At 69.7% G+C, this 15,762-nt stretch carries 14 protein-coding genes, 1 tRNA gene and 1 pseudogene; 8 read left to right on the top strand and 8 right to left on the bottom strand.

What is annotated here, in order from left to right:
- Nucleotides 1-124: 124 nt before the first annotated feature.
- The 3 genes from QM782_RS18335 to QM782_RS18325 all read left to right on the top strand — a co-directional run bounded on the left by QM782_RS18335 (nucleotide 125) and on the right by QM782_RS18325 (nucleotide 2,642).
- Nucleotides 125-1,678 carry a fumarate hydratase gene (locus QM782_RS18335; RefSeq protein WP_415204325.1) on the top strand — a complete coding sequence of 518 codons (1,554 nt, stop codon included), beginning with the start codon at nucleotides 125-127 and terminating at the stop codon, nucleotides 1,676-1,678.
- Nucleotides 1,675-2,514 carry a glutamate racemase gene (gene murI / locus QM782_RS18330; RefSeq protein WP_415204324.1) on the top strand — a complete coding sequence of 280 codons (840 nt, stop codon included), beginning with the start codon at nucleotides 1,675-1,677 and terminating at the stop codon, nucleotides 2,512-2,514. Before QM782_RS18335 ends, murI begins: the two co-directional genes overlap by 4 nt.
- Before the next feature lie 54 nt (nucleotides 2,515-2,568).
- Nucleotides 2,569-2,642: transfer RNA gene (locus QM782_RS18325), tRNA-Cys, on the top strand.
- 621 nt (nucleotides 2,643-3,263) lie between these two features.
- On the opposite strand, the gene QM782_RS18320 is transcribed toward QM782_RS18325, so the two are convergent.
- Together QM782_RS18320 and QM782_RS18315 are read right to left on the bottom strand one after the other, a co-directional pair.
- Nucleotides 3,264-3,509, bottom strand: a complete 246-nt coding sequence (locus QM782_RS18320; RefSeq protein ID WP_415204323.1) for a DUF2274 domain-containing protein — start codon at nucleotides 3,507-3,509, stop codon at nucleotides 3,264-3,266.
- Nucleotides 3,506-3,720, bottom strand: a pseudogene (locus QM782_RS18315) (conjugal transfer protein TrbI); the annotation flags it as partial. The pseudogene QM782_RS18315 and the gene QM782_RS18320, both read right to left, overlap by 4 nt.
- Before the next feature lie 294 nt (nucleotides 3,721-4,014).
- Here QM782_RS18315 and QM782_RS18310 point away from each other — a divergent pair.
- From QM782_RS18310 to QM782_RS18300, 3 genes are all read left to right on the top strand, one after another.
- The gene (locus tag QM782_RS18310; RefSeq protein WP_415204322.1) at nucleotides 4,015-5,496 is read left to right on the top strand and encodes an MFS transporter; all 1,482 of its coding nucleotides are present in this window, start codon (nucleotides 4,015-4,017) and stop codon (nucleotides 5,494-5,496) included.
- On the top strand, nucleotides 5,493-6,152 hold the full coding sequence (locus QM782_RS18305) for an aspartate/glutamate racemase family protein (protein WP_415204321.1): 660 nt from the start codon (nucleotides 5,493-5,495) through the stop codon (nucleotides 6,150-6,152). Before QM782_RS18310 ends, QM782_RS18305 begins: the two co-directional genes overlap by 4 nt.
- A 440-nt stretch (nucleotides 6,153-6,592) precedes the next feature.
- Nucleotides 6,593-7,219: a DUF6806 family protein gene (locus QM782_RS18300; RefSeq protein WP_415204320.1), complete on the top strand. Its 627-nt coding sequence runs from the start codon at nucleotides 6,593-6,595 to the stop codon at nucleotides 7,217-7,219.
- Here the strand turns inward: QM782_RS18300 and QM782_RS18295 are convergent.
- The 3 genes from QM782_RS18295 to QM782_RS18285 form a co-directional block, all read right to left on the bottom strand.
- Nucleotides 7,216-8,109, bottom strand: a complete 894-nt coding sequence (locus QM782_RS18295; protein WP_415204319.1) for a DMT family transporter — start codon at nucleotides 8,107-8,109, stop codon at nucleotides 7,216-7,218. The two genes, QM782_RS18300 and QM782_RS18295, sit on opposite strands and share 4 nt — an antisense overlap.
- A gap of 126 nt (nucleotides 8,110-8,235) precedes the next feature.
- Complete coding sequence (locus QM782_RS18290) at nucleotides 8,236-8,592, bottom strand: hypothetical protein (RefSeq protein WP_415204318.1); 357 nt, start codon at nucleotides 8,590-8,592, stop codon at nucleotides 8,236-8,238.
- A 169-nt stretch (nucleotides 8,593-8,761) separates the two neighbouring features.
- The gene (locus QM782_RS18285; RefSeq protein ID WP_415204317.1) at nucleotides 8,762-10,903 is read right to left on the bottom strand and encodes an ATP-binding protein; all 2,142 of its coding nucleotides are present in this window, start codon (nucleotides 10,901-10,903) and stop codon (nucleotides 8,762-8,764) included.
- Between the two features lie 17 nt (nucleotides 10,904-10,920).
- On the opposite strand from QM782_RS18285, the gene QM782_RS18280 reads away from it, so the two are divergent.
- Complete coding sequence (locus QM782_RS18280) at nucleotides 10,921-11,664, top strand: response regulator (protein WP_415204316.1); 744 nt, start codon at nucleotides 10,921-10,923, stop codon at nucleotides 11,662-11,664.
- Nucleotides 11,665-11,730: 66 nt separating this feature from the next.
- Here QM782_RS18280 and QM782_RS18275 read toward each other — a convergent pair whose 3' ends face one another.
- Nucleotides 11,731-12,702 carry a hypothetical protein gene (locus QM782_RS18275; RefSeq protein ID WP_415204315.1) on the bottom strand — a complete coding sequence of 324 codons (972 nt, stop codon included), beginning with the start codon at nucleotides 12,700-12,702 and terminating at the stop codon, nucleotides 11,731-11,733.
- 624 nt (nucleotides 12,703-13,326) lie between these two features.
- On the opposite strand from QM782_RS18275, the gene QM782_RS18270 reads away from it, so the two are divergent.
- The gene (locus QM782_RS18270) at nucleotides 13,327-13,773 is read left to right on the top strand and encodes a septal ring lytic transglycosylase RlpA family protein (protein WP_415204314.1); all 447 of its coding nucleotides are present in this window, start codon (nucleotides 13,327-13,329) and stop codon (nucleotides 13,771-13,773) included.
- 239 nt (nucleotides 13,774-14,012) lie between these two features.
- On the opposite strand, the gene QM782_RS18265 is transcribed toward QM782_RS18270, so the two are convergent.
- Together QM782_RS18265 and QM782_RS18260 are read right to left on the bottom strand one after the other, a co-directional pair.
- Nucleotides 14,013-15,029: a nucleotidyl transferase AbiEii/AbiGii toxin family protein gene (locus QM782_RS18265; protein WP_415204313.1), complete on the bottom strand. Its 1,017-nt coding sequence runs from the start codon at nucleotides 15,027-15,029 to the stop codon at nucleotides 14,013-14,015.
- Complete coding sequence (locus tag QM782_RS18260; protein WP_415204312.1) at nucleotides 15,022-15,633, bottom strand: DUF6088 family protein; 612 nt, start codon at nucleotides 15,631-15,633, stop codon at nucleotides 15,022-15,024. The genes QM782_RS18265 and QM782_RS18260 overlap by 8 nt, the downstream gene beginning before the upstream one ends.
- Between the last annotated feature and the right edge of the window lie 129 nt (nucleotides 15,634-15,762).

Here is a 15,762-nt window from a genome sequence, read left to right as displayed (position 1 = left end):
CTCCAAACAAGAACAGTTCTCATCTTACCCCGCGCGCTCCGGCGCACGCGATTTCTCCATGATGGGCCGGCACCGTGGCACGGATAATCGGCGCCGCTTTCCACAACGATTCCCCCACGACGCCATGACCACCAGCATCCGCCAGGCGGACCTGATCGAATCGATCGCGGCCGCGCTGCAATACATCAGCTACTACCACCCCGCCGACTACATCGCCCACCTCGCGCGCGCCTACGCGCGCGAGCAGAGCCCCGCGGCCAAGGACGCGATGGCGCAGATCCTGACCAACAGCAAGATGAGCGCCACGGGCCACCGCCCGATCTGCCAGGACACCGGCATCGTCAACGTGTTCCTGAAGATCGGCATGGACGTGCGCTGGGAGGGCTTCACCGGCGGCCTCGAGGACGCAATCAACGAAGGCGTGCGCCGCGGCTACAACCACCCGGACAACACGCTGCGCGCCTCGGTCGTCGCCGATCCGCAGTTCGCCCGCAAGAACACCAAGGACAACACCCCCGCCGTCATCAGCGTGCAGATCGTGCCCGGCGACAAGGTGGACGTGACCGTGGCCGCCAAGGGCGGCGGCAGCGAGAACAAGTCCAAGATGATCATGATGAACCCCAGCGACAACCTGGTGGACTGGGTGCTCAAGACCGTGCCCACCATGGGCGCCGGCTGGTGCCCGCCCGGCATGCTGGGCATCGGCATCGGCGGCACGGCCGAGAAGGCCGTCCTGCTGGCCAAGGAAAGCCTGATGGAAGACCTGGACATGTACGAGCTGCAGGCCAAGGCCGCGCGCGGCGAAAAGCTCGACCAGGTCGAGGAGCTGCGCCTGGAGCTGTACGAGAAGGTCAACGCCCTGGGCATCGGCGCGCAGGGCCTGGGAGGCCTAGCCACCGTGCTGGACATCAAGATCAAGATGTACCCCACGCACGCCGCCAGCAAGCCCGTCGCCATGATCCCCAACTGCGCGGCCACGCGCCACGCGCACTTCGTGCTGGACGGCAGCGGCCCCGTGTACCTGGAGGCGCCCAGCCTCGACCTGTGGCCCAAGATCGACTGGGAGCCGGACTACAACAAGTCCAAGCGCGTGGACCTGAACACATTGACCCACGAAGAAGTGGCGAGCTGGAAGCCCGGCGACACCCTGCTGCTCAACGGCAAGATGCTCACCGGCCGCGACGCCGCGCACAAGCGCATCCAGGACATGCTGGCCAAGGGCGAGAAGCTGCCGGTGGACTTCACCAACCGCGTCATCTACTACGTCGGCCCCGTGGACCCCGTGGGCGACGAGGCCGTCGGCCCCGCCGGTCCCACCACCGCCACGCGCATGGACAAGTTCACCGACATGATGCTGGAGCAGACCGGCCTGATCGCCATGATCGGCAAGGCCGAGCGCGGCCCCGTCGCCATCGAGAGCATCAAGAACCACAAGAGCGCCTACCTGATGGCCGTGGGCGGCGCCGCCTACCTGGTCAGCAAGGCCATCAAGGCGGCCAAGGTCGTCGGCTTCGCGGACCTCGGCATGGAAGCCATCTACGAATTCGACGTGGTGAACATGCCCGTGACCGTGGCCGTGGACGCCGGCGGCACCAGCGCGCACATCACCGGCCCGGCCGAGTGGAGCCGGCGCATCGCCAGCGGCGAGTTCAAGGGCATCGAGGTCGCAACCGCGTGAGCCACGACGCGCCGACGGCCGCGGACCCACGCCCGATCGGCGTGTTCGACAGTGGCACCGGCGGCCTGTCGGTGCTGCGCGCGCTGCACGCGGCGCTGCCGCACGAGGACTTCGTCTACGCCGACGACAGCGGCTTCGCGCCCTACGGCGAGCGCGACACCGGCTTCGTCCAGCAGCGCACGCGCGCCGTGGCTGCGGCGCTGCGGCGCTGCGACATCAAGGCCCTGGTGATCGCCTGCAACACCGCCACGGCCGCCGCCGCCGAGGCCGTACGCGCCGAATGGCCCGAACTGCCGATCGTCGGCGTGGAGCCGGCCCTCAAGCCCGCCGTGGCCGCCACGCGCACCGGCCGCATCGGCGTGATCGCCACGCGCTCCACGCTAGGCAGCGCACGCTTCGCGGCCCTGCAGGCCGCCGTGGCCGGCGACGTGGCCTGCGTCGCGCAGCCCTGCGACGGCCTGGCCGCGGCGATCGACGCCTCGGTACAGCGGCCGGACAGCCGCGACGCCGAGGTGCTGGCCGCGCGCTACCTGGCGCGCATGGCGCCGTTCGGCTGCGGTCCCGGCGAGATCGACACGCTGGTGCTGGGCTGCACGCACTACGTGCTGATCGAGCCACTACTGCAGGCCATGGTCGGCCCCTGGGTGCGGCTGATCGCGACCGGCGAGCCGGTCGCACGGCAGACCCGGCGCCGGCTCGGCGAGCGCCTGGCACAGCGCACGCGGCTGGGCTACCTGGCGCTGCTGAGCAGCGGCGACCCGCAGAACCTGGAGCTCGCCGCGCGGCACTGGGTGCCGCAGCTGCACGTGCCGGCGGCCTGCGCGCGCATGGCCTGACCGGGGCGGCGGCTGGTCCGCACGCCTGGGCGTGGTATAGAATGGCGGGCTTTCGGCGCGATAGCAAAGCGGTTATGCAACGGATTGCAAATCCGTCTAGTCCGGTTCGACTCCGGATCGCGCCTCCAGACCTTGCAAGCCCCTGCAGCCCCCGTGCGGCAGGGGCTTCTTCTTGCCCAAACCGCCCGGCAAGGCGCCGCCACCGCGGCGCCCCGACGGTGAGAATGGCAGACACGGCGAACTTAGAATAGTTTCTTTCGTCAAGGCTTTTCTGCTTGACCACCGGACCGGAAGTTCGACCGTGAAAGCGGTTCGCAGACATCCCCGGAACGGCCTCGCAGCTCGGCTTGACGGCCAGAAGCCAGCGAGGCGCCCGTAGATGGAGGTCGGTGTTTTCAGTGCGGTGAGCCCTCCGCCCGAGTGGTGAAATCGGTAGACACAAGGGACTTGAACAATTTGAGCCTTCGGAGGGAAACGTCCGAAGTGAAGCCCGTCAAACTCGGCGAAAGCCCTGGATGCTTCGGCATCCGAGCCAACGCCGAGCCAAGCCCGAGCAACAGCTTGGGAAGGTGTAGAGAGCAGACGGCGGGCACCTGCGGCCGCAAGGCCATGGTGAAGGCGTGCTCCAGACCACGAACGCCCTGCGTCGAGCAGGGCGGCGGCGAAAGCCGAAGTGGGAAGAAAATCCCTCGCCGAAAGGCGTGCCGGTTCGATTCCGGCCTCGGGCACCAATCCAAAGCCGTCCCGGCTCACGCTGGGACGGCTTTTCCGTTCTTGGCCCACCACGTGCGCTGGAATCCCCGATCCCCCGCCATGCACGCCTCCGGCATATGCGGGATCAGCGTCGCCGCATCGACCGTCTCGCCGTAGGTCTGCGCGTGCGGCGTGGCGTAGCGGTCGAGGTCGGCTTTCAGACGGGCCGGACAGCCCAAGGTCAGCTTGACGCGCTCAGTCTTGGGCAGCGGCCCGAGACGCAGTCTCTTGGCCGTGCTCATTGCGAAGCTCCCCGCTGGAAGAGCAGCGGCTGGTACGGCCGCAGCACCAGATCCCGGTTGACGATGATGCGAACCGGCAAGGGCCCGGCCGTGCCGTCAAGGTGGACTGCATGTTGGGATCGCGCCTCGTCACCTCCTGGCCGAACTGGCTCACCGTGTCCTGCTCGCCGTCGCGCCCGGCGATGACGATGCGGTGGTCGTGCTGGCGGTTTCCGCCTTCTCGCCTGCCGTGGCGAGGCCGGGTCGCGCCCCGGCCGAGGCACGAACGGCGTCAGATCACGGCGCTCCGTCTCCCACGGAGGGCTGCCCGGGAGCCGGTGTGCCCCGGGGCGGCCCTGGAGCGAATAAGGAACGGGCCCGGTGGGCAATTCGCGTCGTCTCTGCTACCCTCATTTCGGGTGGAGAAATCAGATGATCGCGATTTGAAATCCCCTTGGAAGGCTGGCTCCCCGAAGATCCGGGGCAGCATGGCGGCCAGACCAATCATTTGCAATGGAGAGAGCACATGTCCCGTGATCAGCAGAGTGCACAGGCCGTGGGTCTTGCGAACCCGGCTTCGTCGAATTCCGCGAGAGCGCCTCTTGCGGAGCAGATCGAGAAAGCCTACTCGGGCATCAAGCTCAACAAGGCTCACTACTACATCCTGGCCATGCTCCTGCTGGGGGTCTTCTTCGACTCCCTCGAGCAGAACGCGGTGGGCATCACGGGCCCGGTGCTGCGGAAATTCTGGGGGCTGACCACCGGCGACATCGGGTTCCTGAACACGGTCACTTTCACCATGGTGGCACTCGGCCGCCTGCTCACGGGCGCCATCGCCGACCGCTATGGCCGCCGCACGCTGCTGATCGTCAACCTGCTGATCTTCGCGGGGGGGTCCCTGCTGTGCGCGCTCGCGCCCAACTACGCGATGCTGGCGGTTGGCCGCGGCATCGTCGGTTTCGGACTGGGCGGTGAAATCGCGGTGGCGGTCGTCATGGCCTCCGAGTACTTCGGGGCCAAGCAGCGCGGCACGGCAGTGGCCCTCATCAACGTGACGGCGGCCGGTTTCGGCAACATGCTGGCGCCGGCCTTCGGCATCCTGGTCTTCACCCTCTTTCCGGGGGACGACCGCTGGCGCTGGGTATTCGGGCTGCTGTTCATTCCTGCGCTGCTGGTGATCTTCTTTCGCCGCTGGGTGCCGGAGACGCCGCGCTTCCTGGCGCAGCAGGGCAAGATCCACGAGGCGAACGAGGTCATCTCCCGCCTGGCCACCGGCAACCTGACGCAAAAACACGTGGAGGTGACCGAATACATCACCAAGCCCGATGCCACGCAGGCCAACCATCGGGCCATGGTGCCCGCGCTGGCGCCCGGGCTGGAGGGCACGCGCATGGACATCTTCCGTGGCAAGTACCTGCGGCGCACCATCGTGCTGGCCATCGGTGTAGCCTGCTCCTACGCCGCCCAGTTCTCGGTGCTCACCCTGATGACGACCATCCTCGTGGCGTCGGGCTACACGGTGAACACTTCGCTGTGGTACACGCTGGTGATGCAGTCGGGCTCGCTGGTGGGCGCCTTGACGGCAGCGTTCTTCGCACGCCGCCTGCCCCGCAAGGTCACGCTGAGCATCGCGGCGGTGATCGGTCTGGCCGCCGCGGGGGTGCTCGGCGCCATCGGCGGATCGACCATCGGCATGATCATCGTCTGCGGCTGGATATTCAACTTCGCGGTCATCATCTGCAACACCACCATCTGGGTATTCGCCCCCGAGAACTACCCCACCCGCATCCGCGGCTTCGGCACCGCTTTCATTCTGGCGGTCGGGTCGCTTTCCGGCGGCCTGTTCCCGATGATTGCCGGCAAGATCTTCGATGCCTACGGGCTGGCTTCGATGTTCGGCATGCTGGCCTGCCTGTTCCTCGTCATCGGCCTCGTCATCCAGTTGATCCGGGAAACGCTCGGGCAGCCGCTGGAGGAAGAGGATGAAGTGCCGGAGGCTGCGCGATGAGCAAGAAGCGCGTACTGCTCGTCAATCCCAATTCGAACGAGGCGACCACGCAGATGATGTGCCGGCTCGCGCAGGCCGAACTGCCCGAGTTCGAGGTGGTCGGGGCCACGGCGGCGGGGGGCCCCCGGATGATCGTCGAGGAGACCGCCCTGCGGCAGTCGCGCCGCTACGTCGTCGCGGCCGCGCTGCGCGTCCTGCAGGAGGATGCCGGGATCGCCGGCCTGATGGTCGCCGCCTATGGCGACCCGGGGCGCGACATCCTCGAAGACCTGCTGGACATTCCGGTGGTCGGCATCGGCAGGGCGTCCATCCTGGCGGCCTCGGCCGGTGGCCGCACGTTCGGGATCGCCACCAGTACCCCGGGACTGGTGCCGCCGATCAACGCGATGGTGGAGTCAGCCCGGGGAAGCGCGCGCTTCGTCGGCGTCTGCGTGACCCGATCCGAACCGACGGTGCTGGCCGCCGACCCCGAACGGCAGTTCGAAGAGCTTCGGGATGCCGTTCAGGAATGCGTCGGCAAGGGAGCCGAAGCCGTGATCATCGGCGGCGGCCCGCTGAGTGAAACCGCCCGCCGGCTGGCGGAATTGGGCATCGGCGTCATCGTCGAGCCGGTTCCATCGGCCTGCGCGCTGCTGCGCAAAGAGCTGATGTCCTGAACGCATCCGATGCCTGCAAGGCAGGCGCCAGGATGACGAACGGCGAGTCCCGCCTACGGCAACCGCCGCGGCCGCGCCGGTTGCATGCGTCAAACTGGGCTCCAGCGCCCATCCAGAATGCTCTTGCAGCCATACAAGGCATGGCGATCATGAGGTGATCTGACGACCATCGGCGCACTCGGCGCCACGCCGAGCATCCAGGCGCGTACGGCGCCTTCACCCGGCTGGGCGGCAGTTCGAAGGAGCCGGTGCTGTCCTGCCGCGATGTGTGGCCCGGCCCGGCCGTGCCCATGGGCAGGAAGGTGTAGCACGCGCGGCCGACTAAAATCCCCGGTTTTCCCGCGAGGGGACGTACCGGTTCGATCCCGGTTCTGGGCACCATCCACGGCAGCCGCCGCGCCGCATTGGCGCATCCCTCCTGCACCCGCTACCATCGTTCCATGCCAAGCTACAACGCCCCCTTCGAGATCCACGTCCACGGCCAGGTGCCACTGCGCGCGGATGTGACCTACGAGCAGATCCAGGAGGCGCTGAAACCCCTGTGGAAATACGCCGGCGCCCGCTCGCTGGCCGCGGCCGCGGCCAGCGCCTACGAGGAGGAGCCCGGCATCCGCTTCGAGCCGGCCGAGCACCTGCTCGACATGTGCTGGACCGTGGCCGGCGACGAGGACTTCAAGCAGGCGCTGGACGAGATGTGCATGAGCCTGAACGAACTGTCCGAGCAGGGCGCGGCCATCGAGGTCAGCTTCTACGACGCCGAGTACGACGAGGACGAGGACGGCCCCGAGGACGAGGAAGCGCGCGACGACTTCGTGATGCTGTTCGTCGGCCCGAACCCGGCGGCCATCATGCAGGTGCAGCGCGACCTGCTGGTGCAGGACGTGATCCACACGATGGAGCGGCACTTCGACGCCAGCGAGCTGTCGGGCGTCGTGGCCGAGATCGACAAGCTGTTCACGCAGCGCTTCGACGCGCTGACCAACTCGCTGGACCTGGGCAAGCCTTCGCGCGGGCCGGGTTCAGGTGGCCACGGCTCCGGCGGCCGCCGGCCGCGCCACCTGCACTAGGAACGCGGCGCCCGCGTGAGATTCAGCAGGTTCCCGAGCAGGATCAACGCGGTTCCCAGCGCCATCACCAGGTCGATGCGCTCGGCATAGAACAGCCAGCCGGCCAGCGCCGACAGCGGCACGCGCAGGAAATCCATCGGCACGACCACGGTCGCGTCCGCATGCCGCATCGCGCTGGCCAGGCAGTAGTGGGCATAGGTGCCGGCCACCGCGACCATGGCGACCCAGCCCCAGCCCGCCGCGGTCGGCCAGCGCCATGCCGACAGCGCCGGCCACAGCCCCAGCACGGACTGCACGACCAGCATCCAGAACATGATGGTCACGGCATGCTCGGTGCGCGCCATCGATTTCACCAGGATCACCGACACCGCGAAGCCCAGCGCCGCCGCCAGCGCGATCGCCTGCCCCGCCCCCATGCCGGCCCCCTGGGGCCGCGCGATCATGGCCACGCCGACGGCGCCCATCAGGACGGCGGCCAGCTTCCAGCGGTGCAGCCGCTCGCCCAGGAACAGCGCGGCCAGCAGCACCGTCCAGATCGGCATCGTGAACTCCAGCGCCACGACCTGGCCCAGCGGAATCAGCGTCAGCGCCAGGAACCAGCCGTACTGCGCGCCGTAGTGCACGAGATTGCGCACCACGTGGCGTGCCAGGTGGCGCGTCTGCAGCGCCTGCAGCCCTCCGGCGGCGCGCACCAACGGTACCAGCAGCAGCAGGCCTGCCAGCGAGCGCATCTCCATGATCTGGAACACGTCCAGCTCGCGCGTGGCCTGGCGGCCGGCCACCGCGACGACCAGCATCAGCCCCAACCAGCCGGCCATCCACGGCGCGGCACGGCGGGCCTGGGCGGCCACGCCCGGGGCGGCGGCCGATGGCGGGAGGGGGTTGGACATGCGCGGCGCGTGGTTTCCGGGGAGAGCGGGCCGCACTGTACAGTGCTGGCACCGTACCCCGGCCTGCGCCATCACCGCCCTCTGCACCGGCACCCGCACGCGACGGCGCCGCTGCCGGGCAGGCCGCTAGCCGTGCAGCCGTGCGCGCGAGCGCTCCAGCATCGCAGCGGCCGTCAGGCTGTCGTGGCGGCGCACGTGCCAGGCTGCGGCACCGAGCGCGGCCAGCTCGGACTGCATGGTCTCGTCGCGGCTGGCTTCCAGCATCTGCATCGCATGGTGGATCGCGATCAGCGCCCGGGCGTCGTGGTCGCAGTACAGCTCGACCTGCGCGAGGCGCAAGTCGTCCTCCGCCTGGGCCTGCAACGCAGCGCGGGCGGGCGCGTCGTCGTCACGGGGCGGCGCATCGTGCCGGCGGCTGCCGTAGCTGCCCGCGCCGAGCAGCGCGTCGACCAGCGTGGATTGGGCGGTGAAACGGTTGGTCATGGTGTCCTCCTGGAATTGCAGTGACCCCGGGGTTTCCGGTGTCCGCCGCAGCGGTCCTCGTGCAGCGGATGGCGCCATGGTGGCCGCGGCACATTGCCCGTGCGCTACGGCGCGGACGCCGCAGGTTTCAGTTGCAACCTGCGGCCGCCGGACCGGCCCGGGCGCCGAGTCAGCCGGCGCCGCCCGGGCCCTGCGCCTGCAGCAAGGCCTGGGCGACGGCCCGTGCCAGTTCGGCGCGGACCAGCGGCTTCTTCAGCAGCACGCGTATGCCGGCCGCGGCGGCGCGCTGCTCCAGGTCCGGCCCGCCGTAGCCGCTGGCCAGCACGACGGGCAGCCCAGGACGGATGCGCCGCAGCGCCTCGGCCAGCGCGGTGCCGGCGAGGCCGGGCATGCGCTCGTCGGTCAGCACGAGGTCGAAGCGCGCGGGCTCCCGGCGCACGCGCTCCAGTGCCTCGGTACTGGAGCTCAGGCCGAAAGGCTCGTAGCCCAGACTGGCCAGCATCTCCTCGGCCAGGGTGACCAGGGCCGGCTCGTCGTCCACGACCAGCACCGCCTGGCCTTCGCCGAACGGCAGGCCGTCGTCGTCCGCGGCGGCATCACCCTGCGCGCCGGCGTCCGGCGGCGCGTCCACGCAGGGGAAGTACAGCGTGAAGCAGGCGCCCTGCCCGGGCGCGCTGCGCACGTCGATGCCGCCGCCCAACTCGGCCATCACGCCGTGCACCACGGCCAGGCCCAGGCCGGTGCCCTGGCGCGGGCCCTTGGTCGTGAAGAAGGGCTCGAACAGCCGGTCCATGACCTCCGGCGGGATACCGGCGCCGGCGTCCTGCACGCGCAGCCGCGCATAGCGGCCGGCGGCGAGCCACGACTCGTACAGCGCGCGCGGCGCAGCCACGTCTTCCTCGTCCAGCGCCACGCCGAGCGTGCCGCCCTGCGGCATGGCCTGCACGCCGTTCGTGCACAGGTTCATCGCGGCCTCGTAGACCAGCGTGGGATCGCCGGCGACCACCGCCGCGGGCGCATGCAGCGCCGGCGCCAGCGCCACGCCGGCCGGCAGCGTGGGCTGCAGCATTTCCAGCACCTCCTGGACCACCGGCTGCAGCAGGAAGCGCCGCGGCACATGCATGGCGCCGCGGCTGAACGACAACACGCGCTCGACCAGCGCGCGCCCGCGCTGGCCGGCCTGCAGCACCTGGTCGAGCTGGCGGGCCTGGTCCGAGCCGTCCGGCGCGGCGCTGCGCGCCAGTTCGCCATAACCGATGACCGAGGCCAGGATGTTGTTGAAGTCGTGGGCCACGCCGCCGGCCAGCGTGCCCAGCGCCTCCAGCCGGCGCTCGCGCGCGGCGCGCTGCTGCTCGGCCGCCAGCAGGGCCTGCGCGGCCAGCCGCAGCCGCTGCTCGCGCAGGTTGCGCGCCAGCAGGAACAGCGTGACCGTCAGCGCCGAGGCCGCGAACGCGGCCACCAGCCAGGCCTGCTCGGCCCAGTCGGCCAGCGCGGCCCGCAGGTCGCGGCCGACCACCACCATCAGCGGATAGCGGTGCAGCGGCTGCGCGGCGACCAGGCGCTCGCGCCCGTCGGGCAGGCGCTCGACGCGCGGCGCGGGAGCGTCCCACAGCGCGGCGCTGACGGCGGCCGGCAGCAGGTCGGCGCTGCCGTCGCCCGGGCCGTCGGACACCAGGGCGTGGTCGCGCCGGTAGATCGCCAGGCTGGTGTCGGCCGTGGGGGCGATGCGGCGGAAGTCGCCGTCCAGGAACTCCGGGTCGGCCAGCAGCACCACCGTGCCCTGCCAGCGCCCGTCGGCCGCGCGCCAGTCCATGGAAACGCCGACCAGCGGCTGGCCATCGAGCCGGCTCGTGAACGGGCTGCCGACGAACAGGCCGGGCGCGGCGCCCTGCTGCGGGGCGCGCACCTCGCCGTGGCCGGCCAGCGGCGCCGCGAGCAGCGGACCGTCCCACGAGCTGGCGACCACGCGGCCTGCGGTATCGAGCACCGCCAGCGCGCGGAACTGCGGCAGCGCCGCCATGCGCGCGTGCAGAACGGCCTGGGCGCCCGCGCTGCCGGGCACGATCAGGCCGCCGGCCAGCTCGCCGCGGGTGGCGCGCAGCGTCGCGTCGGCCACGTCCAGCGCGGCATCGGCCTGGGCCGACAGCGCCGCGGCCAGCGAGGCGAGCCGGCGCATCTCGCCGTCGAGCGACTGCTGGCGCAGCATCCACAGGCCCCAGCCCACGGCCGCGAGGATCAACGCCTCCAGCAGCAGCACGGCGGCCACGCTGCGCAGCTGCGGGCGGGCCGGGGCTATAGTCTGCGCGTCCATCCGAACAAGCCTAGCGCATGTACGCCCCGCCACCCGCAGTCGCCGCGCCCCACGTGCTGGTGGTCGACGACGACGTCGCCGTGCGCCAGCTGCTGCGGGAGTACCTGTCCGCCAACGATCTGCGCGTGTCCGAAGCCGACAGCGGCAAGGCCATGCTGGACGTGCTGGACCGCGAGGCCATCGACCTCGTGTTGCTGGACCTGCGCCTGCCCGGCGAGGACGGCATGCAGCTGGCCCGCGCGCTGCGCGAACGCGCCGGCATTCCCATCGTGCTGCTGACCGGCAAGGCCGAGGAAGCCGACCGCGTGATGGGCCTGGAACTGGGCGCCGACGACTACGTGACCAAGCCCTTCAGTCCGCGCGAACTGCTGGCGCGCATCCGCGCCGTGCTGCGCCGCTACCACGCGCAGGCCGGGCTGGCCGCGCGCGAGGACAAGCGCCGCGCCTACCGCTTCGAGGGCTGGGAGTTCAACCTGCGCACGCGCAGGCTCACCGCGGCCGATGGCCGCAAGCTCGACCTCAGCAACAACGAGTTCAGCCTGCTGGCCGCCTTCTGCAGCGCGCCGCAGCGCGTGCTGAGCCGCGACCAGCTGCTGCAGCTCTCGCGCCTGCACAACGCCGAGGTCTACGACCGCACCGTGGACGTGCAGGTGCTGCGGCTGCGCCGCAAGATCGAGCCCGACCCGTTCAACCCACGGCTGATCCTGACCGAGCGCGGCGCCGGCTACCTGTTCAACGCCCACGTCGAAACGCTGTATTGACCACGCCATCGGCGGGTTGAACAAGCCGGGCCCGGTGGTAAGGCGGCTCGGGTCTTCCTGCGACGGTCAGACGCTCCAGTTGCCGCCCATGCCGCCGTCGTCGCGGTCGTCGTCCCAGCCGCCGGCATCGGCCGCGCTGGTGCTCCGGCCGTCGTTCCAGCCGCCGTCGTCGCGCACGCCGAAGTCGGGATCGTCGGCCCAGCCCGCGGGGGCCACGGGTTGCGCCGCCGCCGCGCCGACGGTTTCCGAGCCGATCGGAGTGCCGTGCGAAAACAGGCGATGCGCCAGTTCCTGCCCGGCCACGGCGGCCGCACCCGCTGCCAGGCCGCCGGCCACGCCGGCCGCCACCTGCGAGCCCCAACCCGGGGTCGCACCGGCCGGCACCTGCGAGCCCCAGCCTAGCGCCGTACCGGCCGGCATGGGCATGGCCCCAGCGCCAACCGGCCCGGCGGCGCGTGGCCAGGCAGCCCCGGAGGCGCCGAGCGGCGAGACGACCATCGATGTCGCCGCAGCAGGCGGCACCGCGCGCGGACGGCCGACGCGGGTCAGCAGCCAGCCCAGCAAGGCACCGAAGGCCACGGCGATCAACAGGCCCCAGGCCGCAGTGCGGCCATGCGCGGGGCTGGCAGCCGGCAGGCTCGGCAGCGCTGCCGCGGGCACGGAAGTCTGGCGGTCCAGCACCTGGTGCAGGTGCTGCAGCGAGGCGTCCTGCACGAACGGCAAGCCGGGCGCCAGCCGCTCGGCCATGGCCAGCTCGGCCTGCGCGGGACCCAGCCGGCCCTGCTGCGCCAGCAGCTCGGCCTCCACGTAGTGCGCCTTGGCGCTGCGCGGATGGTCGCGCAGCACCGGGGCCATCATCTGCAAGGCATCGTCCACGTGGCCGCCATGGGCAGCCTGGTAGACCTGATCGAGGCTGGGTTCGGACTGCGCGAGCGCCTGGCCCGCCACGGCCAGCGTACAGGCCAGGGGCAGCGCCATCACCACGCTCGCCACCCAGCGTCCTGCCACGCGGGCTTGTCCACCTTTGAGAGTCGCCATGTGCATCTCCGTCGAACCGGTGCGGCACCGCTGCCGCACCCATGGGGAGACTGTGGCGTCGCGCCGCTTCGGGCGGGTTGCAGCCCGCGAGCGCCCGATGACATTTGCAACATGGGCCGGGGCCGGCCCTGCTGGTTCAAGCCGGCAGCCAGGCCTCCCGACTGCGGTCGCAGCTCAGACCCGGCGCCGGCCATGCCGCCGGCGGCGACACGCGCCGCGACGCGGGGGCGGCGCGCACCGGCGCCGGCTCGACAGGCGACGCCGCTGCGACGCAGCGCCACAGCTGCCGCGGGCAGCTGGCGGAGACATGGCCTTCACGGCCGCAAGCGATGCACTTCATGGCGTTGGCTCCCAGACTGGTGGCTGAATGAAGAATGGGCGCCAACCGGCGGGATTGCCAGTGACGGATTCCCGTTCTGGCGTCGGCAACAGTACCGATCGCGGCGATCGTGACACATGCCGCGCTGTCGGACGACACGACGCCAAGCGGAGCCCTCGCCTCCATCGAAGCGCCGGGCCCGCCATCCGCAGTGCCGGCGGCCTGCTCCGGAAGCGATGCAGGGCGTGCCGAGGCTCTCCGTCACAATGGCGCCCTCGACCTGTCACCCCGGAGGACGCCACCGCATGGAAATCCGCACCAAGCTGCACGCACGCGCCCGCATCGGCGCCGCCGCGCTGCTGCTGGCCGCCGCCACGGGCGCGTGGGCGCAATCGCCGGCGGCCTCCGTCTCCAGCCGGCTGGCCGACACCGTGCATGCCCTGGAAGGCAGGACCAGCTACTACGCGCACCAGTTGGCCGGCCAGTTGACGGCCAGCGGCGAACGCTTCGACCCCGAAGCCATGACCATGGCGCACAAGACCCTGCCCTTCGGTGCGCTGGTGCGCGTGGTCAATCCTGCGAACCATCGCTCGGTCGTCGTGCGCGTGAACGACCGCGGCCCCTGGACGGCGGGCCGCATCGGTGACCTTTCGGTGGCCGCCGCACGCGAACTCGGCATCCTGCGCAAAGGCATCGCGCGGGTGCGCATGGAAGTGCTGGGCCTTGGAAGCGCTGCCCAGGTACGCGACTGACGAAGCGGCAGCGCCAAAGACAAAAGGCCTTGCGAATTACTTCGCAAGGCCTTTGATTCTGGAGCGGGAAACGAGTCATGCACTAGGGCACTAAGTCGTTGATTCCCAAGCTCTTTCTCCGCCGAGGTAGGCAGCGAAGACCTTTGTTGTAGCCCCATTTTGCATCCTCGACGGCAGAGCTGTCCATCGACTTCCAAGGACGTCCAACGAGCGTCCATCTATCTGCTGCGAGCCACGGCTCATCCTTGGCAATTGATCTCCCTCTCCAACGCGGTCAGGCGCTCGACGATGCGATCGAAGGCCAAGGTCTCGCCGTAGAACATCTGAGCATCCAGCATGGCCTGGTAGTCCCGTTGCAACGCATGGAGCAATGGAGCACCGGGAATCAGCCGCAGGCCACCTGCCTGGCACAGTTCGTAGTGGCTGAACCCGCTGCGGTAAAAGGTCTCCTTGATGCGCAGCACGTCACGCAGCAACTCGGTATCGGCCAGTGCCCTGCGCCCCACTTCGTGATCGGCCAGGCGTGCCAGATCGTACCAATGTCGCGACAGCCGCTCGGCGCCGACGCGCAGGTCAGGACGATGGCACTCGACATGGATCAGCGTGGCTTTCTCCCAGAATGTACGCATCGGCGACAGCACCGCCACCTGGGCAGTCGGGAACGCGAGCCCCGGCACGTGGGCGGCCACATCCGGCACAATCGTCATGGTGTCCTGCGGCAGCGTGGCATTACGTCCACCGAATTCGAGCAAGACGCTCGGCCGCAGGTAGGCATCCGTGTTCTCCACCGCGCTCGGGTAGTACAGCCAGAGCTTCTCCGCGTCGTCGCTGACTTCGATGGTGACTTCATGCGCGGGGAGCGCTTGCGCCAGCGCTTCTCGCAGGGCCGGCACCAGTTCCTCGGTGACGTGCTTCACCAAAGCCACCTTGAGCGCATCGGACAGCTTCTTGCGCTGGGTGTTGGAAAGGCTTGCAAGGTCAGGCACATCGGCCACGAGACTCCGGTAGTCGATGGTGACGTCGATATCCTCGGAGAAACGTTCGATGGCCTGATAGACCTTGGACAGCGACGTGCCACCCTTGAACGCCATCGGCTTGCGAATCGGCAGCGCGAACAAGACACCCAGAACCTGGCACAGCCAGATGTCTTTTTCCAGAATTTCAGCGCGGCGGCCCAGCACCGGTGCCAGGCCATGCAACAACTCGGCCTGCTCGGCCAGGGACAAATCGAAGTAGTGCGCCGTGGATTCAGGCATGGGCCGGTTCGCTTCGCTCATAGCGGGCCAGGGCTTCCACCATCCAGGCCGGCATTGACGCCTTGGCTCCGCTCAGCGCCTCGAACTCGCCCGCCGGCAGTTTCTTCGCGATCTGCTTGAACGTGTCCGGTGTGACCTGGCTGCGCCCCAGGTACCAGAGGGCCGACAGCGCCTGCCCCGCAGGCCGCCCAGCCAGCGCCAGTTTGCGCGGCGCCACGTGCTGTAGCCGGACGACCAGTTTGCCCAACCGAAGCTGGTGCGAGGAACCTGTGGTCTGAAAAACCGCTTGCGCCGGCATCTGCGTGGACAGTCCCAGGCGCCGTGCGGCTTCTGCCCCGTGAACCTCGATCGTCGCCCCTTCCGCCTCGGCCACGGTCCGCGCCACCAGTTCGGGCGCGGGCATCGCCTTGATGCCGAACCGCCCGGCCTTGGGCACGAGATACAGGCCATGACCAATGCGCTCGACGCTGCCCGCCTTCGCCAGCCGCATCAAAGCCTGATCGATGGCCGCGCGCGAACCCAGCCCCGCGAACAATGCGGGGGTGAAGGGCTCGCCTGCGGGTTGCGAGGCGATGCGTTCACGGATGGCTTGGGACGTGCTCATGGCTGAATCGACTTTGATTGTTAGATATTTTAGTTAAAAATCCAACATCTGTCACCCACCTCGTTTCAGGGGCAATACGGGCACCTGGTTCTTGCCGAGTTCTCCAGCAGGGCCGCGCGATCACAGCCT

Source organism: Pseudorhodoferax sp. (genome assembly GCF_047601025.1).
Taxonomy (GTDB): domain Bacteria; phylum Pseudomonadota; class Gammaproteobacteria; order Burkholderiales; family Burkholderiaceae_C; genus Pseudorhodoferax.
This window is presented reverse-complemented; position numbering and strand designations above follow the sequence as displayed.

What these genes read in the sequence shown, in the direction of transcription:
- QM782_RS18335 (WP_415204325.1), top strand. Translation starts at nt 125, where the DNA reads ATGACCACCAGCATCCGCCAGGCGGACCTGATCGAATCGATCGCGGCC.
- QM782_RS18320 (WP_415204323.1), bottom strand. Translation starts at nt 3,509, where the DNA reads ATGAGCACGGCCAAGAGACTGCGTCTCGGGCCGCTGCCCAAGACTGAG.
- QM782_RS18310 (WP_415204322.1), top strand. Translation starts at nt 4,015, where the DNA reads ATGTCCCGTGATCAGCAGAGTGCACAGGCCGTGGGTCTTGCGAACCCG.
- QM782_RS18305 (WP_415204321.1), top strand. Translation starts at nt 5,493, where the DNA reads ATGAGCAAGAAGCGCGTACTGCTCGTCAATCCCAATTCGAACGAGGCG.
- QM782_RS18300 (WP_415204320.1), top strand. Translation starts at nt 6,593, where the DNA reads ATGCCAAGCTACAACGCCCCCTTCGAGATCCACGTCCACGGCCAGGTG.
- QM782_RS18295 (WP_415204319.1), bottom strand. Translation starts at nt 8,109, where the DNA reads ATGTCCAACCCCCTCCCGCCATCGGCCGCCGCCCCGGGCGTGGCCGCC.
- QM782_RS18290 (WP_415204318.1), bottom strand. Translation starts at nt 8,592, where the DNA reads ATGACCAACCGTTTCACCGCCCAATCCACGCTGGTCGACGCGCTGCTC.
- QM782_RS18285 (WP_415204317.1), bottom strand. Translation starts at nt 10,903, where the DNA reads ATGGACGCGCAGACTATAGCCCCGGCCCGCCCGCAGCTGCGCAGCGTG.
- QM782_RS18280 (WP_415204316.1), top strand. Translation starts at nt 10,921, where the DNA reads ATGTACGCCCCGCCACCCGCAGTCGCCGCGCCCCACGTGCTGGTGGTC.
- QM782_RS18275 (WP_415204315.1), bottom strand. Translation starts at nt 12,702, where the DNA reads ATGGCGACTCTCAAAGGTGGACAAGCCCGCGTGGCAGGACGCTGGGTG.
- QM782_RS18270 (WP_415204314.1), top strand. Translation starts at nt 13,327, where the DNA reads ATGGAAATCCGCACCAAGCTGCACGCACGCGCCCGCATCGGCGCCGCC.
- QM782_RS18265 (WP_415204313.1), bottom strand. Translation starts at nt 15,029, where the DNA reads ATGCCTGAATCCACGGCGCACTACTTCGATTTGTCCCTGGCCGAGCAG.
- QM782_RS18260 (WP_415204312.1), bottom strand. Translation starts at nt 15,633, where the DNA reads ATGAGCACGTCCCAAGCCATCCGTGAACGCATCGCCTCGCAACCCGCA.